We start from the raw sequence: 14,155 nt of genomic DNA on the forward strand, positions 1-14,155 counted from the left end.
CGGCGCGCGGGCGTCGTCCGCGGCCGAGACCGGAGTCTCCCCGGTAGCCGATCCGGCATTGTGGGTCCCGCTTCAGCGCACCGCCCATGCCGACACGCTTCCGACTTCGTGGAGACAAATCCTGATGATGATCCGATTCGCCGTCGCAGCCCTGGCCCTCGCGGCCGCCACGCCGGCCCTGGCGACCCCGTGCGCCGACGAGGTCGCCACCCTGCAGCGGCGGCTCGACAGCGCCGGTGCCGCCGCGGTGACCGGCTCGACATCGCCAGGCGGCACGACCTCGTCGAACTCCCCGAAGGCGCTCGACAAGCCGCCCGCCCTCACCAAGTCGGATGCGGCGGTGAAGCCGACTGCCGCGGGGGTCGAGGAAGCCAAGACGCTCGTCGCCAAGGCCGCTCAGCAGGACAAGGCTGGCGATGCCCAGGGATGCCGCGACACGATCATGAAGGCCAAGGAAAAGGCCGGCGCTCTGCCGTAGCCGCGTTCGAGCCGGCGCCGCAACGGCGCTGGCTCGATCCGATCAGTAGGCGTTCTCGGTCTTGAGCAGCGCGAACGGTGTAGTCAGCAGGATCTGGAGATCGAGCAGAACTGACCAGTTCTCAATGTAGTAGAGGTCGTGCTCGACGCGCCTCTGCAATTTCTCCGACGTGTCCGTCTCGCCGCGCCAGCCGTTCACCTGCGCCCATCCGGTGATTCCGGGCTTCACCTTGTGGCGGGCGAAATAACCGTCGACCACTTGGTCATACAGGGTGTTGGCCGCCTTGGCCTGGAGGGCGTGCGGACGCGGCCCCACCAGCGACAAATCGCCCTTCAGCACGTTGAACAGCTGCGGCAACTCGTCCAGCGACGTCTTCCGGATGAAGCGGCCCACCGGGGTCACCCGCGGATCGCCCCGGGTGACCATCTTGGCCGCGCCGGCGTCGCACTGGTCCACGTACATCGACCGGAACTTGTAGACCTCGATCAGCTCGTTGTTGAAGCCGTGGCGCTTCTGGCGGAACAGCACGGGTCCACGGGAGGTCAGGCCCACCGCGAGGGCGATCACCAGCATGATCGGCGAGAGTGCCAGCAGCATCATCAGCCCGACGCAGCGGTCGAACAGCGCCTTCACCACCACGTCCCAATCGGCGATCGGCCGGTCGAAGACGTCGAGAACCGGCACCGAACCGAGATAGGAATAGCTTCGCGGACGCAGGCGCAGCTTGGCGGCGTGGGCGGAGAGTCGAATGTCGATCGGCAGGACCCAGAGCTTGGCGAGCATCTGGAGGATGCGCGCTTCCGCGGTGATCGGGATCGTGAAGACGATCAGGTCGAGGCGGGCATGCCGCGCGTAGGCCACGAGGTCGTCGACGTTGCCGAGCTTGGGATGCCCCGCCACCACGTCCGACGAGCGGTCGGCGTTGCGGTCGTCGAACACGCCGACGATGCGGATGCCGCTCTCGCTCTGCGTTTCCAGCGCGGCGATCAGGTCCTCAGCAGGTTGACCGCCACCCACGATCGCGGTGCGCCGGTCGAAGCGTCCGGCCCGGGTCTGCGCGTCGATGATCCGGAACAGGACGCAGCGTCCGATGAGCAGCGCCGCGAGACCGGTGCCGTAGAAGGCCGCGAGCCAGAGGCGCGAATAGTGGTCGGCCACCTTGGCCAGTACGAGGCCGGCGGCGACCATCAGAAAGGTCATCGACCAAGCTGCGATCAGCCGGAGCGCGGTCTTGAAGAAGCTCCGGAAGGCGGCGATGCGGTACGCGCCCGACGCCTGGACCAGGGTGACGCTGATCACCGCGATCAAGCCGATCGCACCCGCGTAGGTGAGGCCGAACGGCACGCGGCCGCGCAGCATCAAGACGTGCAGGATTGCGCCGAGGGCGAAGATCAGGACGCATTCCAGCGCGCGGACCAGCCCCGCCACCACCACCGGCGAAATCGCTGTCGGCCCCACGACGGCGGTCTCGGCAAGGGGCACGCGGCTGCCGGCCGAGGGTGACGGCCCCTCCATGGGGGCGGTCGCGTCGAGAAGGTCGCGAATATCGAACGCGCTCATCGATCGGCTCCYTCCGAGCCTTGTCGCAGCTATCCCCACCGGACCTTGGCACGGGGCGCTGTTCGAATACTTAAGGACGAAGCCGTGCGCGCCTTTTCCACTACGGCGCACAGGGCCACGTCGATCACGGACCCGTCATCCCCGATCAGGCGGTCCGGGGGCCGGTGATCTGTCGCGGTACGGGCTGCCGCTGCTGCGCGCGGCCCTCGAAAGCCGCGCCGTAGCCGGAGATGACCTCGCTGCCCATGCGCTCCAAGGAGAAGCGTTGCCGGATCGAGGCGCTGAGGTTGTGCGTCCGGGCGGTCAGCATTTCGGGTGCGGTGTCGAGGACGCGCCGGATTCCCGCGGCAAGGGCTGCCGGATCACCGGCCTGAACGAGGTCGTCCGCGGCCGCACCGAAGATCTCCGGGATGCCGCCGACCCGGGTCGCGACCAGGGGCTGCGCCGCCGCGGCGGCTTCCAGCACCACGTAGGGCAAGGATTCCGCCAAGGACGGGACCACCAGAATCCGGCCGCGGGCGAGGACGCAACGGATCGCTTGCGGCGGCTCGAACGCCACCGCGTCGGCAAGGCCGAGGCGCATGACCGTCTCGCGCAAGATCGCGGCATCCGGACCGGATCCGACCATCAGCAGACGCAGGGGGCGCCCCTCGGCGCGCAGCCGGACGAGAGCCTCGAGCAGGAAGGGGAGGCCCTTGGCCTCGCGGAGTTCGCCGACGTAGAGGAGATCGAAGGGCTCCGTCGCACGTTCGAGGGGCGCGAACTCGGCCTCCGCGATGCCGTTGTGCACGATCCGCGTCACGCGCTCCGGGCCGCCCACGAAGCTCCGGTGGCGGCCGGCGACGTACTCGCTCTCGAACAGGAACGCATCGGTGCGGCGGGCGAGAACCGCCTCGGCCCCCATGTAGAGGCGGTGGAGCGGGCTTCCGGGGCGGTAATTGTAGCTGCCGCCGTGCGGCGTGTAGGCCCGGATTGCCGGCCCGGCCGCGGCGAGCCGGGCGTAGACGCCGCCTTTCGCGCCATGCCCGTGAATGACCGTCGCCCCGACCTCCGCCGCACGGCCTCCGACGGCCCGAAGACAGGACCAGTCCGACACGTGCGGATTGCGCTGCATCGGGATCCGAACGAGTCCGAGGGCGAGGTCCGGTGCGAGGTCCGCCAGCGCGCGCGCGGCGCGTTCGCCTCCGGTGCTGGAATCGCAGACGATCCCGACGCAGTGGCCGGCCGACGCCTGGAGCCGGGCGAGGTCCATCACGTGCCGGAACAAACCGCCCACGGGCGCCCGGAAGACGTGGAGGATTCGGTAACGAGGAGCGCTTCCAGGATCGTTTGTCTTGGGGACCATGGTTCAGCTCCCGGGACTATCAGTCCTCGGGTTGTGGTGCATCCATGGTCGCGGGAGACTTAAGGCCCGGCAGCAGCGTTAGATCTTTCTATCGGCACGGTAAGCGGAGTTTTACGCTACCCATGTCAATCGAGGCGAAGCTACGTCATGGGCGAACCGTTCAGGCTCGCCCAGATGGTCCCATAGTGACAGGCCGTCGCCGCCAGGACGAAGCCGTGCCAGATCGCGTTCTGGAACGGCAAGGTCCGCCAGATATGGAACACTACGCCGACGGAATAGAGCGCACCTCCGATCGCCAGCAGCCACAGCGCGGTCGGTTGGAGCGCGGCGATGACCGATTCGTAGGCGAACAGTCCGCTCCAGCCGAGCATCAGATACAGGCCAATGGAAAGGCGATCGAACCGACCCGGAAGGAACAGCTTCACGGCGATTCCGACCAGCGCCACCAACCAGATCATCGCCAGGAGGGCGTAGGCCTTTGGTCCCGAGCCGACGAGGGCCACCAGAGGCGTGTAGGTGCCGGCGATCATCAGGTAGATCAGCGCATGATCGGCGCGGCGGAGCAGCCACTTGCGCGGACTGACCGGATAGAGGTTGTAGAGCGCGGACACCCCGAGCATCAGGACCAGGGCCGTGGCGTACACGACGACCGCAGCCCGCTCGCCGAAACCGAGATGCGCCGTCACGGCGGTCGCCACCAGGGCAACCGCACCGGCGAGGCCGAACACCACGCCGAGGCCATGGACCACGCCGTCCGCCATGATCTCCCGTGGCGTATAGTGCCAAGTCAGGGAGAGCGGCCTACCATCTTCCGCGAGAGACATCTTGAAGCCTCCTGCAAGTGCGTGCAGCTTAAAGCTTGAGAAGTCTTTGTCGTTCCCTGTGCAAATTGCGGAGGGGGAGTTATCCCAAAGTTCCTGTCGACGCGGTGAAGATCTCGTGCGGTGCAGCGAAACAGCCGCACTGCACGATTGGCTATATCGAACCGCCCGCCAGCCCTTCGAATCCGACAGGTACTCCCGTCGCGACCGGCTGCATGAGCCGTGATCCACGGCTCAGCCGGGCGTGCACCGTCGCCATCGTCAGCACGCCCATCGCAAGCACCTGATGTGCCAACGCCGCCCAGAGGGGAACGGCGAGGAGCAGCGTCGCGATGCCGAGTGCCACCTGGGCGAAGGCCAGTGTCAGGATACCGGCGGCCCGTCCGGCCGCGCTCGACGGTCCGGTCAGGCGCGCGTCGACGGCGTGCAGGATCGCCACGCCGATCACGAGATAAGCCGTGACCCGGTGGTCGAACTGAACCAGGGCGTGATTGTCGACGAAGTTCTCGATCCAGGGCTGGATGGCGAACAGGCTGTCGAGTGGCGGGACGAAAGTGCCGTCCATGGTCGGCCACGTGTTGTAGACGAGGCCGGCATGGGAGCCGGCGACGAGGCCGCCGAGGAAGATCTGGACCAGCACCAGGATCGGAAGGACCATGGCGGTCGCGCGCAGGCGCGGCGTGACGGGCGCCGGCTCTCCGCGTCGCTCGCCCGCGGCCAGCCAGACGAGGCCGGCCAGGATCAGGCTCGCGGTGGTGAGGTGTAGGGCGAGCTTGAGCGGCGCCACCGCAGTCATGCCAGGTTGGAGACCCGAAGCAACCATGATCCAGCCGATGGCGCCCTGGAGGCCGCCGAGCACGCCGAGGCCGAGCAGACCGAAACCGAGCCGGCGGCTGATCCGGCCCTGCCACCAGAACACGATCAGCGGCAGGAAGAACACGAGGCCGATCAGCCGGCCGAGCAAGCGATGCCCCCATTCCCATCCGTACAGCACCTTGAAGGCGGACAGGCCCATCCCCTGATTGAGAATGCTGTATTGCGGCGTGTCCTTGTACTTGGCGAACTCGGCTGCCCAGTCGGCTTCGGAGAGCGGCGGGATCGCTCCCGTGACGGGGCGCCACTCGGTGATCGACAGGCCCGACCCGGTCAGCCGGGTCGCGCCGCCGACCGCCACCATGGCGACCACCAGAGCCGCGACCACGTAGAGCCAAGTCCGCACTGCCCCCGACCGCCGGTCTCCCGCGACGCCCCTGTCCATGCCCGTCCCTTCCGCGGATGCCGGCAAGCGCCGGCGCCGTGCCTGGGTTAGGGGATGTGCGCCGGCCCATCAACGGCGCCGGCGCCGCAGCCCGCGTCAGCGGGCGCGTTGCAAACGGGATCCCGGGACGGTAGTCGGCGCCCGCGGCGCCAGCCGCTTGGCCAGGGAAACCGCTATGCGCCGCCGCACCCGAACCCTGATCGGCACCCTTGCAATCCTGGCCTTCGTCTGCCTGTACGGCCCCCTGGCGATGGCCCTGGCCGATAGCCGGATCGCCGAGACCCCGGCGGCGGTGCAGGCGGTGATCTACTCGATCCTCGGGATCGCCTGGATCTTCCCGCTGATGCCGCTGATCCGATGGATGGAGCGGCCGGATCGCTGAGGCCGACCCTCGATTTTGCCGCACTCGGTGGTCACAAGCCTGCCGGTCCCCGTTCGAGATCCCGCTCCGTGCACCCCCCGTCCATGCGCCTCAAGCCTCTGGCTGCCCTCGTCGTGCTGCTCGCGCCCCTGCCGGCCCTGGCGCAGGGCACGCCACGCTCCATCGGCGAATGCGAGCGCCTGAAGAACGATCTCGCCTACAATCAGTGCCTCGCGATGTTCGGCCCCGCGGCCAAGAACGTGGCGGGCGGCTACGCGTCGGCCGACACCTCCGTGAGTGCTGCGGCCACCCCGGCCGCCGCCATGGCCGAGCCGATCCCGCAGGTGGAGGAAACGGCCGAGGCCACCGGCAGCCGCCGCCGTCGCTACCGGTCGGCGCGCGGCCGGCAATACGCGTCCTTCTCCACCGGATACCGCCACCGCCGGCGGCGCTGAGCGGACCGGCCTCGACGAAGGGACTGCGTCGGAGCCCTAAGCGGGCTCTTCGAGTCCCAGAGCCTCAAGGACCAGCGCGCCCGGCACCGACCCGTCGCCGGGCCAGACGTTCCAGTCGGCGGCCTGATCGAGGGCCTCGGCGAGCCGCCGCTTGTAAACGTGCCGCGGCAACTCCTCGGCACCGAACTGCGCCAAGTGCTCGGTCACGAACTGCGTATCGGCGAGGCGATACCGCCCCGCGCGCAGACGACCCATCAGGTGAACGAGGGCGACCTTCGAGGCGTCCCGCACCTCGTGGAACATGCTCTCGCCGAAAAAAACCGCCCCCAGGGAAACGCCGTACAGCCCACCGACGAGCCGACCGTCGGGACCTGCGAAGACCTCCACGGTATGGACATGGCCGAGGTCGAACAGAGCACCGTAGAGTTCGCGAATGCGCCCGTTGATCCAGGTGCGCTCGCTGTCCCGGCGCGGTGCGGCGCAACCGTTGATCACGCCGTCGAAATCCGTATCGCAGCGGACCGTGAACTGATCGGACCGCACCGTCCGAGCGAGGCGCCGGGGCACGCGGAAGGAATCGAGCGGCAGGACGCCACGCGCCTTGGGCTCTACCCAGTAGAGAGTCGGGTCGTGGGCGTCCTCCGCCATCGGGAAGATCCCCGCCGCGTAGGCCTTCAGCAGGATCTCGGGGGTGATATCCACGCGGGCGGAATCGTCCATGCCGTGAGTGTCGCGCGCGGCCGGCGCGAAGACCAGATCCCGCCCCTGCCGCCGCTCGCCGCGGGCTTGCCCGGTCCCGGTCAGGGCTTCATGCCGCCGTCTTCCAGGAAATGCTCTAGCCAGTGGATGTCGTAAAGACCGTTCTGCACGTCCGGGTTGCGGACCAGCGTGCGGAACAGCGGCAGCGTCGTATCGATGCCGTCGATGACGAATTCGTCCAAGGCGCGCCTTAGGCGCATGAGGCACTCGTTGCGGGTGCGGCCGTGCACGATCAGTTTTCCGATCAGCGAATCGTAGTGCGGCGGAATCCGGTAGCCCTGGAAAGCTGCCGAATCGACCCGGACGCCAAGGCCGCCGGGCGTGTGGTAATGGGTGATCTCACCGGGCGACGGCCGGAATGTCTCCGGATGCTCGGCGTTGATCCGGCACTCGATGGCGTGGCCCTCGACCTTGATGTCCGCCTGGCTCACCGAGAGCGGGCCACCCGAGGCGACCTGGATCTGCTCGATGACGAGGTCGATCCCGGTGATCATCTCGGTCACCGGATGCTCGACCTGGATGCGGGTGTTCATCTCGATGAAGTAGAAGCGCCCGTCCTCGTAGAGGAACTCGACGGTGCCTGCACCGAGATAGCCCAGTTCCTTCATGGCGTTGGCGCAGATGCCGCCGATCTCGGCGCGCATCGATTCGTTGAGCGCCGGCGAGCCGCCTTCCTCCCAGACCTTCTGGTGGCGGCGCTGGAGCGAGCAGTCGCGCTCGGCGAGGTGCACAGCGCCGCCGCGCCCGTCGCCCAGCACCTGCACCTCGATGTGGCGCGGCTTCTCCAGATATTTCTCCAGATAGACCGCGTCGTCGCCGAAGGCGGCCTTGGCCTCGGAGCGGGCCATGCCGATCGCCTGCTCCAGCTCGGCCTCGCTCCGCGCGACCTTCATACCGCGACCGCCGCCGCCCGCCGCGGCCTTGACCAGGACCGGATAGCCGATCTCGGCGGCAATGCGCTTGGCCTCGTGGGGATCCTCGACCCCGCCCTCGGAGCCCGGCACGCAGGGGATGCCGAGCTTCAGCGCCGTGCGCTTCGCCTCGATCTTGTCGCCCATGGTGCGGATGTGTTGCGCCTTCGGGCCGATGAACCCGATCTGGTGATGCGCCAGCACCTCGGCGAAGCGGGCATTCTCCGACAGGAAGCCGTAGCCGGGATGGACCGCATCCGCCCCTGTGATCTCGCAGGCCGCGATGATCGACGGGATGTTGAGGTAGCTGTCGCGGGCGGCCGGCGGCCCGATGCAGACGCTCTCGTCGGCGAGCCGCACATGCATGGCATCCGCGTCGGCGGTGGAATGGACCGCCACCGTGGCGATCCCGAGTTCCTTCGCCGCCCGCAGGATGCGCAGGGCGATCTCGCCGCGGTTCGCGATCAGGATCTTGTCGAACATCGGACCCGTTAGGGCGTCCTGGCGATCCAGGACCGCGCAGGATGCTCTATCCTCTTGTGTTGCGGTGTCGTCCAGGAGGGAGCGGCGAGCGGCCCGGCGGACGTCCTAGGTGATGACGAGGAGAGCCTCGCCGAACTCGACCGGCTGACCGTCCTCGACGAAGATGGCGCTGATCGTGCCGGCGCGGGGCGCGACGATCTCGTTGAAGGTCTTCATCGCCTCGATGAGGAGGAGCTTGTCGCCGACCTCGACTCGCGAACCGACATCCACGAAGGCCTTGGCATCGGGCGACGGCCGGAGATAGGCGGTCCCGACCATCGGCGAAGGGACGGTCCCGGGCTGCACGCGGGGCGGCTCCGCCGGGGCGAGGGCCGCGGGCGCCGCCGGTGCGGGAGGCGGGGCCGCGACGGCGAGCGGCGCGGGCGCCGCAACCTGGACGCTCACGGGTTCGAGCCGCCGCGCGACGCGGATGCGCAGGTCACCCTTCTCGACCTCGATCTCGGACAGGCCGGTCTCGGTCACGAGGTTGGCGAGTTCCCGGACGAGTTCGGGATCGATGGCGTCGTTCTTTGGCATCCGGCCTACTTCGTCTCGCGGCGCATCGGTGCGTCCATCCGGCTCTGGCCCTGGACCTCGACCGCGGCCCTGCGGCTGGCGGCTCTTAGACGAAGGCGGCCCGGCGCGACAAGGCTGCGCAGGCGCCTTCGAGGTCCAACGGCGCGATCCGTCAGCTCAGCAGGAGGCGTGGCCGCACTGGCGCACGTCGGCGATGGTCTTGCGCATTGGCTCGACGCCGACCGCGCCGGGGATCACCTCGTCGCCGATGATGAAGGCCGGGGTGCCCGACAGGCCGAGCCGGTCGCCGAGACCCCGGTTCTCGCTCAGGGCGGCCTTCACCTCGGGGGAGGCCATGTCCTTCTGCAGCTTGGCGGTGTCGACGCCGAGATCCTTGGCGACCTGGATGGCCCGGGCGCCGTTCACACGGCCCTTGGTCTCAAGGAGCTTCTGGTGGAATTCGAACAGCTTGTCGCCCTTGAGCTGCTGGCGCACCGCGACCGCGACCTGGCTGGCCTCCAACGACTCCGGACCCAGCACCGGGAAATCCTTGATCACCACGCGCAGCTTCGGGTCGGACTTGATCAGCGCCTGGACGTCGCCGAGCGCCTTCCGGCAGTAGCCGCAGTTGTAATCGAAGAACTCGACCATCGTGACGTCGCCCGAGGGATTACCGGCCACGACATCATGCGGTCCGTTGAGAAGCGCCTCCCGCGACTCCTTGAGGGCGGCAGACTGGGCGAGTCGCTGCGTCTCCGCCTGCTGCTTCTCGGCCTCGGCCAGCGCCTCCTGAAGCACCTCGGGATGCTTGACGAGGTAGTCCTTGACGATCGCCTCGATGCCGGCACGCTGGGCGTCCGTGAACGGCGCTGCGGGCGGCGCGGCGTTCTGCGCCAGCGCAGGGATTGCGACGAGGCCGAGCGCCAGGACCAGCGCGGGCAGGGGGCGGATGAAGGGCATGGATCCTCGCTTGCGCGGCAGGCCGGCCCGCGCTTGGCGCGAGCGTTAGGAGTTGGGTTAGGCGTTTTCGCGGCGTCCGGTCAAATCCTCGGCGCCGCAGGCAAATCGGTTCGCGCGCCGGTTCTGCGACTGCGCCCCCGGCGTCCGGTTGAGGCGCAGGCCGCGAGGGGCTACCCCGGCGCGTCGGGCGACGGCCGCCGCGCCGCGCACAGCGCTGAGAAGGATCCCATGACCCCGATCTCCCGGCGGGCCGCCGCCGTCCAGCCGTTCCTCGCCATGGACGTGATGGCGGCCGCCGCCGCCAAGGCGCGGGCCGGCGACGACGTGGTGCGGATGGAGGTCGGACAGCCCTCGGCGCCGGCGCCCCGGGCCGTGATCGCGGCCGCACAGGCGGCGCTCGCCACCGGGCGGGTCCCCTACACCGAGGCCCTCGGGCTGCCGTCGCTCCGAGCCCGCATCGCCCGGGACTACGCGGAGCGGCACGGCGTCGCGGTGAGTCCGGAGCGGGTGGTGATCACCACCGGATCCTCGGCCGGCTTCGTCCTCGCCTTCATGAGCCTGTTCGATGCCGGCGCCCGGGTCGCTGTGCCGCAGCCCGGCTACCCGGCCTATCGCAGCATCCTGGCCGCCCTCGACCTCGTGCCGGCGCCCATGGTGCTGCGCGCCGAGGACCGGTTCGCACCGACCGCCGCGCTGCTGCGCGAGACCCACGCGCGCGACGCGGTCGCGGGAGCCCTGGTGATGAGCCCGGCCAATCCCTCCGGCACGGTCATCACCGAGGGGGCCCTCCGGGACCTCTGCTTGGCGGCCCGCGGCCTCGGCCTGCCGCTGATCTCGGACGAGATCTATCACGGCCTCAGCTACGGCGCGCCCACCGTCACGGCCCTGCGCTTCGACCCCAACGCCGTGGTGATCAACTCGTTCTCGAAGTACCATTGCATGACCGGCTGGCGCGTCGGCTGGATGGTCGTGCCGGAGGTGCTCGTCCGGCCGATCGAGCGGCTGGCGCAGAACCTCTACATCTCGGCGCCCTACCTCTCGCAGGTCGGCGCCTTGGCGGCGTTCGACGCCACGGACGAACTCGACGCCGTCCGCGACGGCTACGCGCGCAACCGCGCGATCCTGCTCGACGCCCTGCCGGCGCTCGGCCTCGGCCGCGTCCACCCGGCCGACGGCGCCTTCTATCTCTACGCCGACGTGTCGAACCTGACCAACGACGCCTCGGATTTCTGCCGGCGGATGCTCGACGAGGCGCACGTCGCGGCGACGCCGGGCCTCGATTTCGACCCGGACGTCGGCCACCACCACGTCCGGTTCTCGTTCGCAGGCTCGGAGACCGAGTGCCAGGAGGCGGTGGCGCGCCTGCGGACCTGGCTGCGCTGACCGGTCAGCCCACCGCGACCGGGATCAGCGCACCCACGGCGTCGGCGAGCTGCGAGAAGTGTTCGATCACCCGGTCGGGTCCGAGTTCGACGACCGGTAGATCGGTGTAGCCGAAGGTCACGGCCACCACCGGGATGCCGGCGGCCTTGGCAGTGTCGATATCGGTCCGCGAATCGCCGACCATGACGGCGCGGGCCGGATCGCCGCCCGCAAGTGCAATCGTGCCGGTGAGGTGGCGCGGGTCCGGCTTGAACTGAGGGAAGGTGTCACGGCCGCAGATCGCCGCGAAGCGGTGACCGATCCCGAGGAGGCGCAGCAGCTCCACCGACTGCCCCTCGAACTTGTTGGTGCAGACCGCGAGCATGAACCCCGCCGCCTCGAGGGTGTCGAGGGCGTCGACCACCCCCGGGAAGAGGTGGGACGTGTCGGCGAGGTGCTCGCCGTAATGGGCGATGAAGGCGTCGAACAGGCGGTCGTGGTCGGCCGGGGACAGCGGCCGGCCCTCGGCCTCGAACCCCCTTCGGATCAGCGCCCGGGCGCCTGCGCCGATCAGGCCGCGCGCCCTGGAGAGGGGCAGTTCGGCAAGACCCTCCTGCCGCATCAGCGCGTTGAGCGTACCGATGAGGTCGCCCGCGGTCTCCGCGAGCGTACCGTCGAGGTCGAACACGGCGATCGGCGGCCGGGACGTCGGTTCGGTGAACATGGGGCGAAGGGCTCCGTGCTGGCCGGGATCGGCCGAGCGACGCCTCGCTAGCGGGACGGCTTTGTGAGAGCAAGGCGGCGGTCGGGCGGCCGCGGATGGGCGGATCGTCTCACCGGACGCCCCAGACTCGCCTGAAAGCGCAGCGAAACGCAGCGCGTACCAGCCCCGGGACCCGCGATGAAACCGTCTCTGCCCCTCCTGGCCGTCAGCGCCGCGCTCCAAGCCCTGCCGGCGGCCGCGACCTCCTTCGAGTTCGTGCCCGCTCCGCAGACCGACCTGAACCGGATGTACCGGGTCGACAAGGTGACCGGCGAGGTGACCTCCTGCCAGTACGGGCTTCAGGAATCCGCGGGGGGCATCGGCCAGACGGTCTGTTTCGGGGCCGGCGAGGGCGCCGGGCCGCAGACGCCGTCGGAATACGGGCTGGTGGCCAGCCGCCACACCCGCGAGGCCGGCGTCTTCCGGGTGAACTACCGGACCGGCGAGATGAGCATCTGCTTCGTGCTGGTGAAGAAGGAGCAGGTGGTCTGCACCCAGCAGGGCAAGCCTGGCGCCGACAGCACGTCCGACGCGCCGCTCACCGGACCGGCCCCCGGCCGAGCCGGCGCCAGCGCCACGCCGACGCAGGGCAGCCGCCCGTGACGCAGCCTCGTCGGTGCGGGCGGGCGTTCCGATCGGGCCGGTCCCGTGCTAGGGGCCGACCGAACTCACTGAAAGACCGACTGACCATGACGCGCGACCCCTCGCTCCATCCCGCCGATCGGGCGCACTCTCGGTGAGCGGGCCGGATCTGCGGCGGGCGGCGGCCGCCCGCGCCCTCGATCTCGTCGAGCCGGGCATGCGCCTGGGCCTCGGCACCGGCTCGACGGCAGCCGCCTTCGTGGAACTCCTCGGGGCGCGGGTGCGGGCGGGACTCGACATCATCGGCGTGCCGACGTCCGAGGCGACGCGCGTGCAGGCGGAAACCCTGGGCATCCGCCTCGCGACCCTCGACACGCAGCCCGAACTCGACCTGACGATCGATGGAGCCGACGAGGTCGACGACCGGCTGCGGCTGATCAAGGGCGGTGGCGCGGCGCTCCTGCGGGAGAAGATCGTCGCCTGCGCGAGCCGCCGCATGGTGGTGATCGCCGACGCGGCCAAGCACGTGACGCGGCTCGGCGCCTTCCCGCTGCCGATCGAGGTGAACCCGTTCGGCCTCAAGGCCACGCAGCGTGCCGTCGAGGCGGCGATCGCCGACGCGGGCTGTACCGGGGCGGTCCGGCTGCGCGGGCTGCCGGATGGCAAGCCTCTGGTCACCGACGGCGGCCATTACATCCTCGACGCCCATCTCGGCGCGATACCGGATCCGGAAGCCCTCGGCGCCGCGCTCTGGTCCGTTCCGGGGGTCGTCGAGCACGGCCTGTTCCTCGGCATCGCCGATGCCGCGATCCTGGCCGCGGCGCGGGACGGGCAGGCCGAAGTCACCGTTCTCGGCAGTCTCGCCTGACACGCCGCCCGAAACCGCAGGTCATCCTCGCAAGAAGGTCCCGCATGTCCCGACGCCTCACCGCCGCGCTCGGCCTCGCACTCCTGGCGCTCCCCCACGCCGCCGTCGCGCAGCCTCACAAGACCGCGCAGGCCAAGCCGGCGGCCCAGCCGAGCGGCACACCGGCCGCGAACACGCCGGCGGCCAATACCCCGGCGGCACCGACCTACTCGCCGAGCCACCTCGCCCTGGCCCGGGAGGTGATGCTGAGCTCCGGTATCGCCCGATCGTTCGATTCCGTGCTGCCCGCCTTCGCCGACCAGATCCGCAAGCAGACGGTTACCCGGCCGGAACTCTCCAAGGATCTCGAGGAGGTCCTGACCACGCTGCAGCCGGAGATGGAACTCCAGAAGCAGCGCATGATCGACATTGCGGCGCGCACCTACGCGTCGAAATTCTCGGAGGCCGAGCTGAAGGAGATCGCCACCTTCTTCCGCTCGCCGGCTGGCAAGCACTACGTCGAGGCGCAGCCGCAGCTGCTCGACGAGATGGTGCAGGAGATGCAGGACTGGACGCAGGACGTGTCGGAATACGTCATGGTCCGGGTCCGCGCCGAGATGGGCAAGCGCGGGCACCAGATGCAGTGAGCGCCGCC

Annotated in this window: 16 protein-coding genes; 7 read left to right on the top strand and 9 right to left on the bottom strand. The window is 69.5% G+C overall.

The window, feature by feature from the left end; genetic code table 11:
* Window positions 1-124: 124 nt before the first annotated feature.
* Window positions 125-478, top strand: a complete 354-nt coding sequence (locus ACXJKQ_RS00725) for a hypothetical protein (RefSeq protein ID WP_457103845.1) — start codon at window positions 125-127, stop codon at window positions 476-478.
* A 42-nt stretch (window positions 479-520) separates the two neighbouring features.
* Here the strand turns inward: ACXJKQ_RS00725 and ACXJKQ_RS00730 are convergent, their stop codons facing one another.
* The 4 genes from ACXJKQ_RS00730 to ACXJKQ_RS00745 form a co-directional block, all read right to left on the bottom strand.
* The gene (locus ACXJKQ_RS00730; RefSeq protein ID WP_457103846.1) at window positions 521-2,038 is read right to left on the bottom strand and encodes an undecaprenyl-phosphate glucose phosphotransferase; all 1,518 of its coding nucleotides are present in this window, start codon (window positions 2,036-2,038) and stop codon (window positions 521-523) included.
* A gap of 145 nt (window positions 2,039-2,183) precedes the next feature.
* Complete coding sequence (locus ACXJKQ_RS00735) at window positions 2,184-3,383, bottom strand: glycosyltransferase family 4 protein (protein ID WP_457103847.1); 1,200 nt, start codon at window positions 3,381-3,383, stop codon at window positions 2,184-2,186.
* Window positions 3,384-3,523: 140 nt separating this feature from the next.
* Complete coding sequence (trhA, locus tag ACXJKQ_RS00740; RefSeq protein ID WP_457103848.1) at window positions 3,524-4,207, bottom strand: PAQR family membrane homeostasis protein TrhA; 684 nt, start codon at window positions 4,205-4,207, stop codon at window positions 3,524-3,526.
* A gap of 151 nt (window positions 4,208-4,358) precedes the next feature.
* A complete protein-coding gene (locus ACXJKQ_RS00745; protein ID WP_457103849.1) occupies window positions 4,359-5,462 on the bottom strand; it encodes a COX15/CtaA family protein in 1,104 nt (367 codons plus the stop codon).
* 175 nt (window positions 5,463-5,637) lie between these two features.
* On the opposite strand from ACXJKQ_RS00745, the gene ACXJKQ_RS00750 reads away from it, so the two are divergent.
* Together ACXJKQ_RS00750 and ACXJKQ_RS00755 are read left to right on the top strand one after the other, a co-directional pair.
* Window positions 5,638-5,844 (top strand): DUF2842 domain-containing protein, encoded by a 207-nt coding sequence (locus ACXJKQ_RS00750; RefSeq protein WP_457103850.1) that lies wholly within the window; start codon window positions 5,638-5,640, stop codon window positions 5,842-5,844.
* An 83-nt stretch (window positions 5,845-5,927) separates the two neighbouring features.
* Window positions 5,928-6,278 carry a hypothetical protein gene (locus tag ACXJKQ_RS00755; RefSeq protein ID WP_457104061.1) on the top strand — a complete coding sequence of 117 codons (351 nt, stop codon included), beginning with the start codon at window positions 5,928-5,930 and terminating at the stop codon, window positions 6,276-6,278.
* Window positions 6,279-6,314: 36 nt separating this feature from the next.
* Here the strand turns inward: ACXJKQ_RS00755 and aat are convergent, their stop codons facing one another.
* The 4 genes from aat to ACXJKQ_RS00775 form a co-directional block, all read right to left on the bottom strand.
* Window positions 6,315-6,998 (bottom strand): leucyl/phenylalanyl-tRNA--protein transferase, encoded by a 684-nt coding sequence (aat, locus tag ACXJKQ_RS00760; RefSeq protein WP_457103851.1) that lies wholly within the window; start codon window positions 6,996-6,998, stop codon window positions 6,315-6,317.
* Between the two features lie 80 nt (window positions 6,999-7,078).
* Window positions 7,079-8,431, bottom strand: coding sequence for an acetyl-CoA carboxylase biotin carboxylase subunit (gene accC, locus ACXJKQ_RS00765; RefSeq protein ID WP_457103852.1), 1,353 nt, complete (start codon window positions 8,429-8,431; stop codon window positions 7,079-7,081).
* A gap of 105 nt (window positions 8,432-8,536) precedes the next feature.
* Window positions 8,537-9,007, bottom strand: coding sequence for an acetyl-CoA carboxylase biotin carboxyl carrier protein (gene accB / locus ACXJKQ_RS00770; protein WP_457103853.1), 471 nt, complete (start codon window positions 9,005-9,007; stop codon window positions 8,537-8,539).
* 156 nt (window positions 9,008-9,163) lie between these two features.
* Window positions 9,164-9,946 (bottom strand): DsbA family protein, encoded by a 783-nt coding sequence (locus ACXJKQ_RS00775; protein ID WP_457103854.1) that lies wholly within the window; start codon window positions 9,944-9,946, stop codon window positions 9,164-9,166.
* A 228-nt stretch (window positions 9,947-10,174) separates the two neighbouring features.
* Here ACXJKQ_RS00775 and ACXJKQ_RS00780 point away from each other — a divergent pair, with 228 nt between their 5' ends.
* Entirely contained in the window at window positions 10,175-11,329 is a 1,155-nt protein-coding gene (locus ACXJKQ_RS00780; protein ID WP_457103855.1) for a pyridoxal phosphate-dependent aminotransferase, read from the top strand.
* Between the two features lie 4 nt (window positions 11,330-11,333).
* Here the strand turns inward: ACXJKQ_RS00780 and ACXJKQ_RS00785 are convergent, their stop codons facing one another.
* Window positions 11,334-12,032 (bottom strand): phosphoglycolate phosphatase, encoded by a 699-nt coding sequence (locus tag ACXJKQ_RS00785; protein WP_457103856.1) that lies wholly within the window; start codon window positions 12,030-12,032, stop codon window positions 11,334-11,336.
* 177 nt (window positions 12,033-12,209) lie between these two features.
* Here ACXJKQ_RS00785 and ACXJKQ_RS00790 point away from each other — a divergent pair, with 177 nt between their 5' ends.
* From ACXJKQ_RS00790 to ACXJKQ_RS00800, 3 genes are all read left to right on the top strand, one after another.
* Complete coding sequence (locus ACXJKQ_RS00790; protein WP_457103857.1) at window positions 12,210-12,674, top strand: hypothetical protein; 465 nt, start codon at window positions 12,210-12,212, stop codon at window positions 12,672-12,674.
* A 133-nt stretch (window positions 12,675-12,807) separates the two neighbouring features.
* Window positions 12,808-13,521 carry a ribose-5-phosphate isomerase RpiA gene (rpiA, locus tag ACXJKQ_RS00795; RefSeq protein ID WP_457103858.1) on the top strand — a complete coding sequence of 238 codons (714 nt, stop codon included), beginning with the start codon at window positions 12,808-12,810 and terminating at the stop codon, window positions 13,519-13,521.
* A 44-nt stretch (window positions 13,522-13,565) separates the two neighbouring features.
* Window positions 13,566-14,147, top strand: coding sequence for a DUF2059 domain-containing protein (locus ACXJKQ_RS00800; RefSeq protein ID WP_457103859.1), 582 nt, complete (start codon window positions 13,566-13,568; stop codon window positions 14,145-14,147).
* The last annotated feature ends 8 nt before the right edge of the window (window positions 14,148-14,155 follow it).

The organism is Methylobacterium sp. P5_C11 (assembly GCF_054049775.1).

Bases quoted from the DNA above. Each gene is read 5' to 3' on its own strand.
- ACXJKQ_RS00725 (WP_457103845.1), top strand. From the start codon at position 125: ATGATGATCCGATTCGCCGTCGCAGCCCTGGCCCTCGCGGCCGCCACG.
- ACXJKQ_RS00730 (WP_457103846.1), bottom strand. From the start codon at position 2,038: ATGAGCGCGTTCGATATTCGCGACCTTCTCGACGCGACCGCCCCCATG.
- ACXJKQ_RS00735 (WP_457103847.1), bottom strand. From the start codon at position 3,383: ATGGTCCCCAAGACAAACGATCCTGGAAGCGCTCCTCGTTACCGAATC.
- trhA (WP_457103848.1), bottom strand. From the start codon at position 4,207: ATGTCTCTCGCGGAAGATGGTAGGCCGCTCTCCCTGACTTGGCACTAT.
- ACXJKQ_RS00745 (WP_457103849.1), bottom strand. From the start codon at position 5,462: ATGGACAGGGGCGTCGCGGGAGACCGGCGGTCGGGGGCAGTGCGGACT.
- ACXJKQ_RS00750 (WP_457103850.1), top strand. From the start codon at position 5,638: ATGCGCCGCCGCACCCGAACCCTGATCGGCACCCTTGCAATCCTGGCC.
- ACXJKQ_RS00755 (WP_457104061.1), top strand. From the start codon at position 5,928: ATGCGCCTCAAGCCTCTGGCTGCCCTCGTCGTGCTGCTCGCGCCCCTG.
- aat (WP_457103851.1), bottom strand. From the start codon at position 6,998: ATGGACGATTCCGCCCGCGTGGATATCACCCCCGAGATCCTGCTGAAG.
- accC (WP_457103852.1), bottom strand. From the start codon at position 8,431: ATGTTCGACAAGATCCTGATCGCGAACCGCGGCGAGATCGCCCTGCGC.
- accB (WP_457103853.1), bottom strand. From the start codon at position 9,007: ATGCCAAAGAACGACGCCATCGATCCCGAACTCGTCCGGGAACTCGCC.
- ACXJKQ_RS00775 (WP_457103854.1), bottom strand. From the start codon at position 9,946: ATGCCCTTCATCCGCCCCCTGCCCGCGCTGGTCCTGGCGCTCGGCCTC.
- ACXJKQ_RS00780 (WP_457103855.1), top strand. From the start codon at position 10,175: ATGACCCCGATCTCCCGGCGGGCCGCCGCCGTCCAGCCGTTCCTCGCC.
- ACXJKQ_RS00785 (WP_457103856.1), bottom strand. From the start codon at position 12,032: ATGTTCACCGAACCGACGTCCCGGCCGCCGATCGCCGTGTTCGACCTC.
- ACXJKQ_RS00790 (WP_457103857.1), top strand. From the start codon at position 12,210: ATGAAACCGTCTCTGCCCCTCCTGGCCGTCAGCGCCGCGCTCCAAGCC.
- ACXJKQ_RS00800 (WP_457103859.1), top strand. From the start codon at position 13,566: ATGTCCCGACGCCTCACCGCCGCGCTCGGCCTCGCACTCCTGGCGCTC.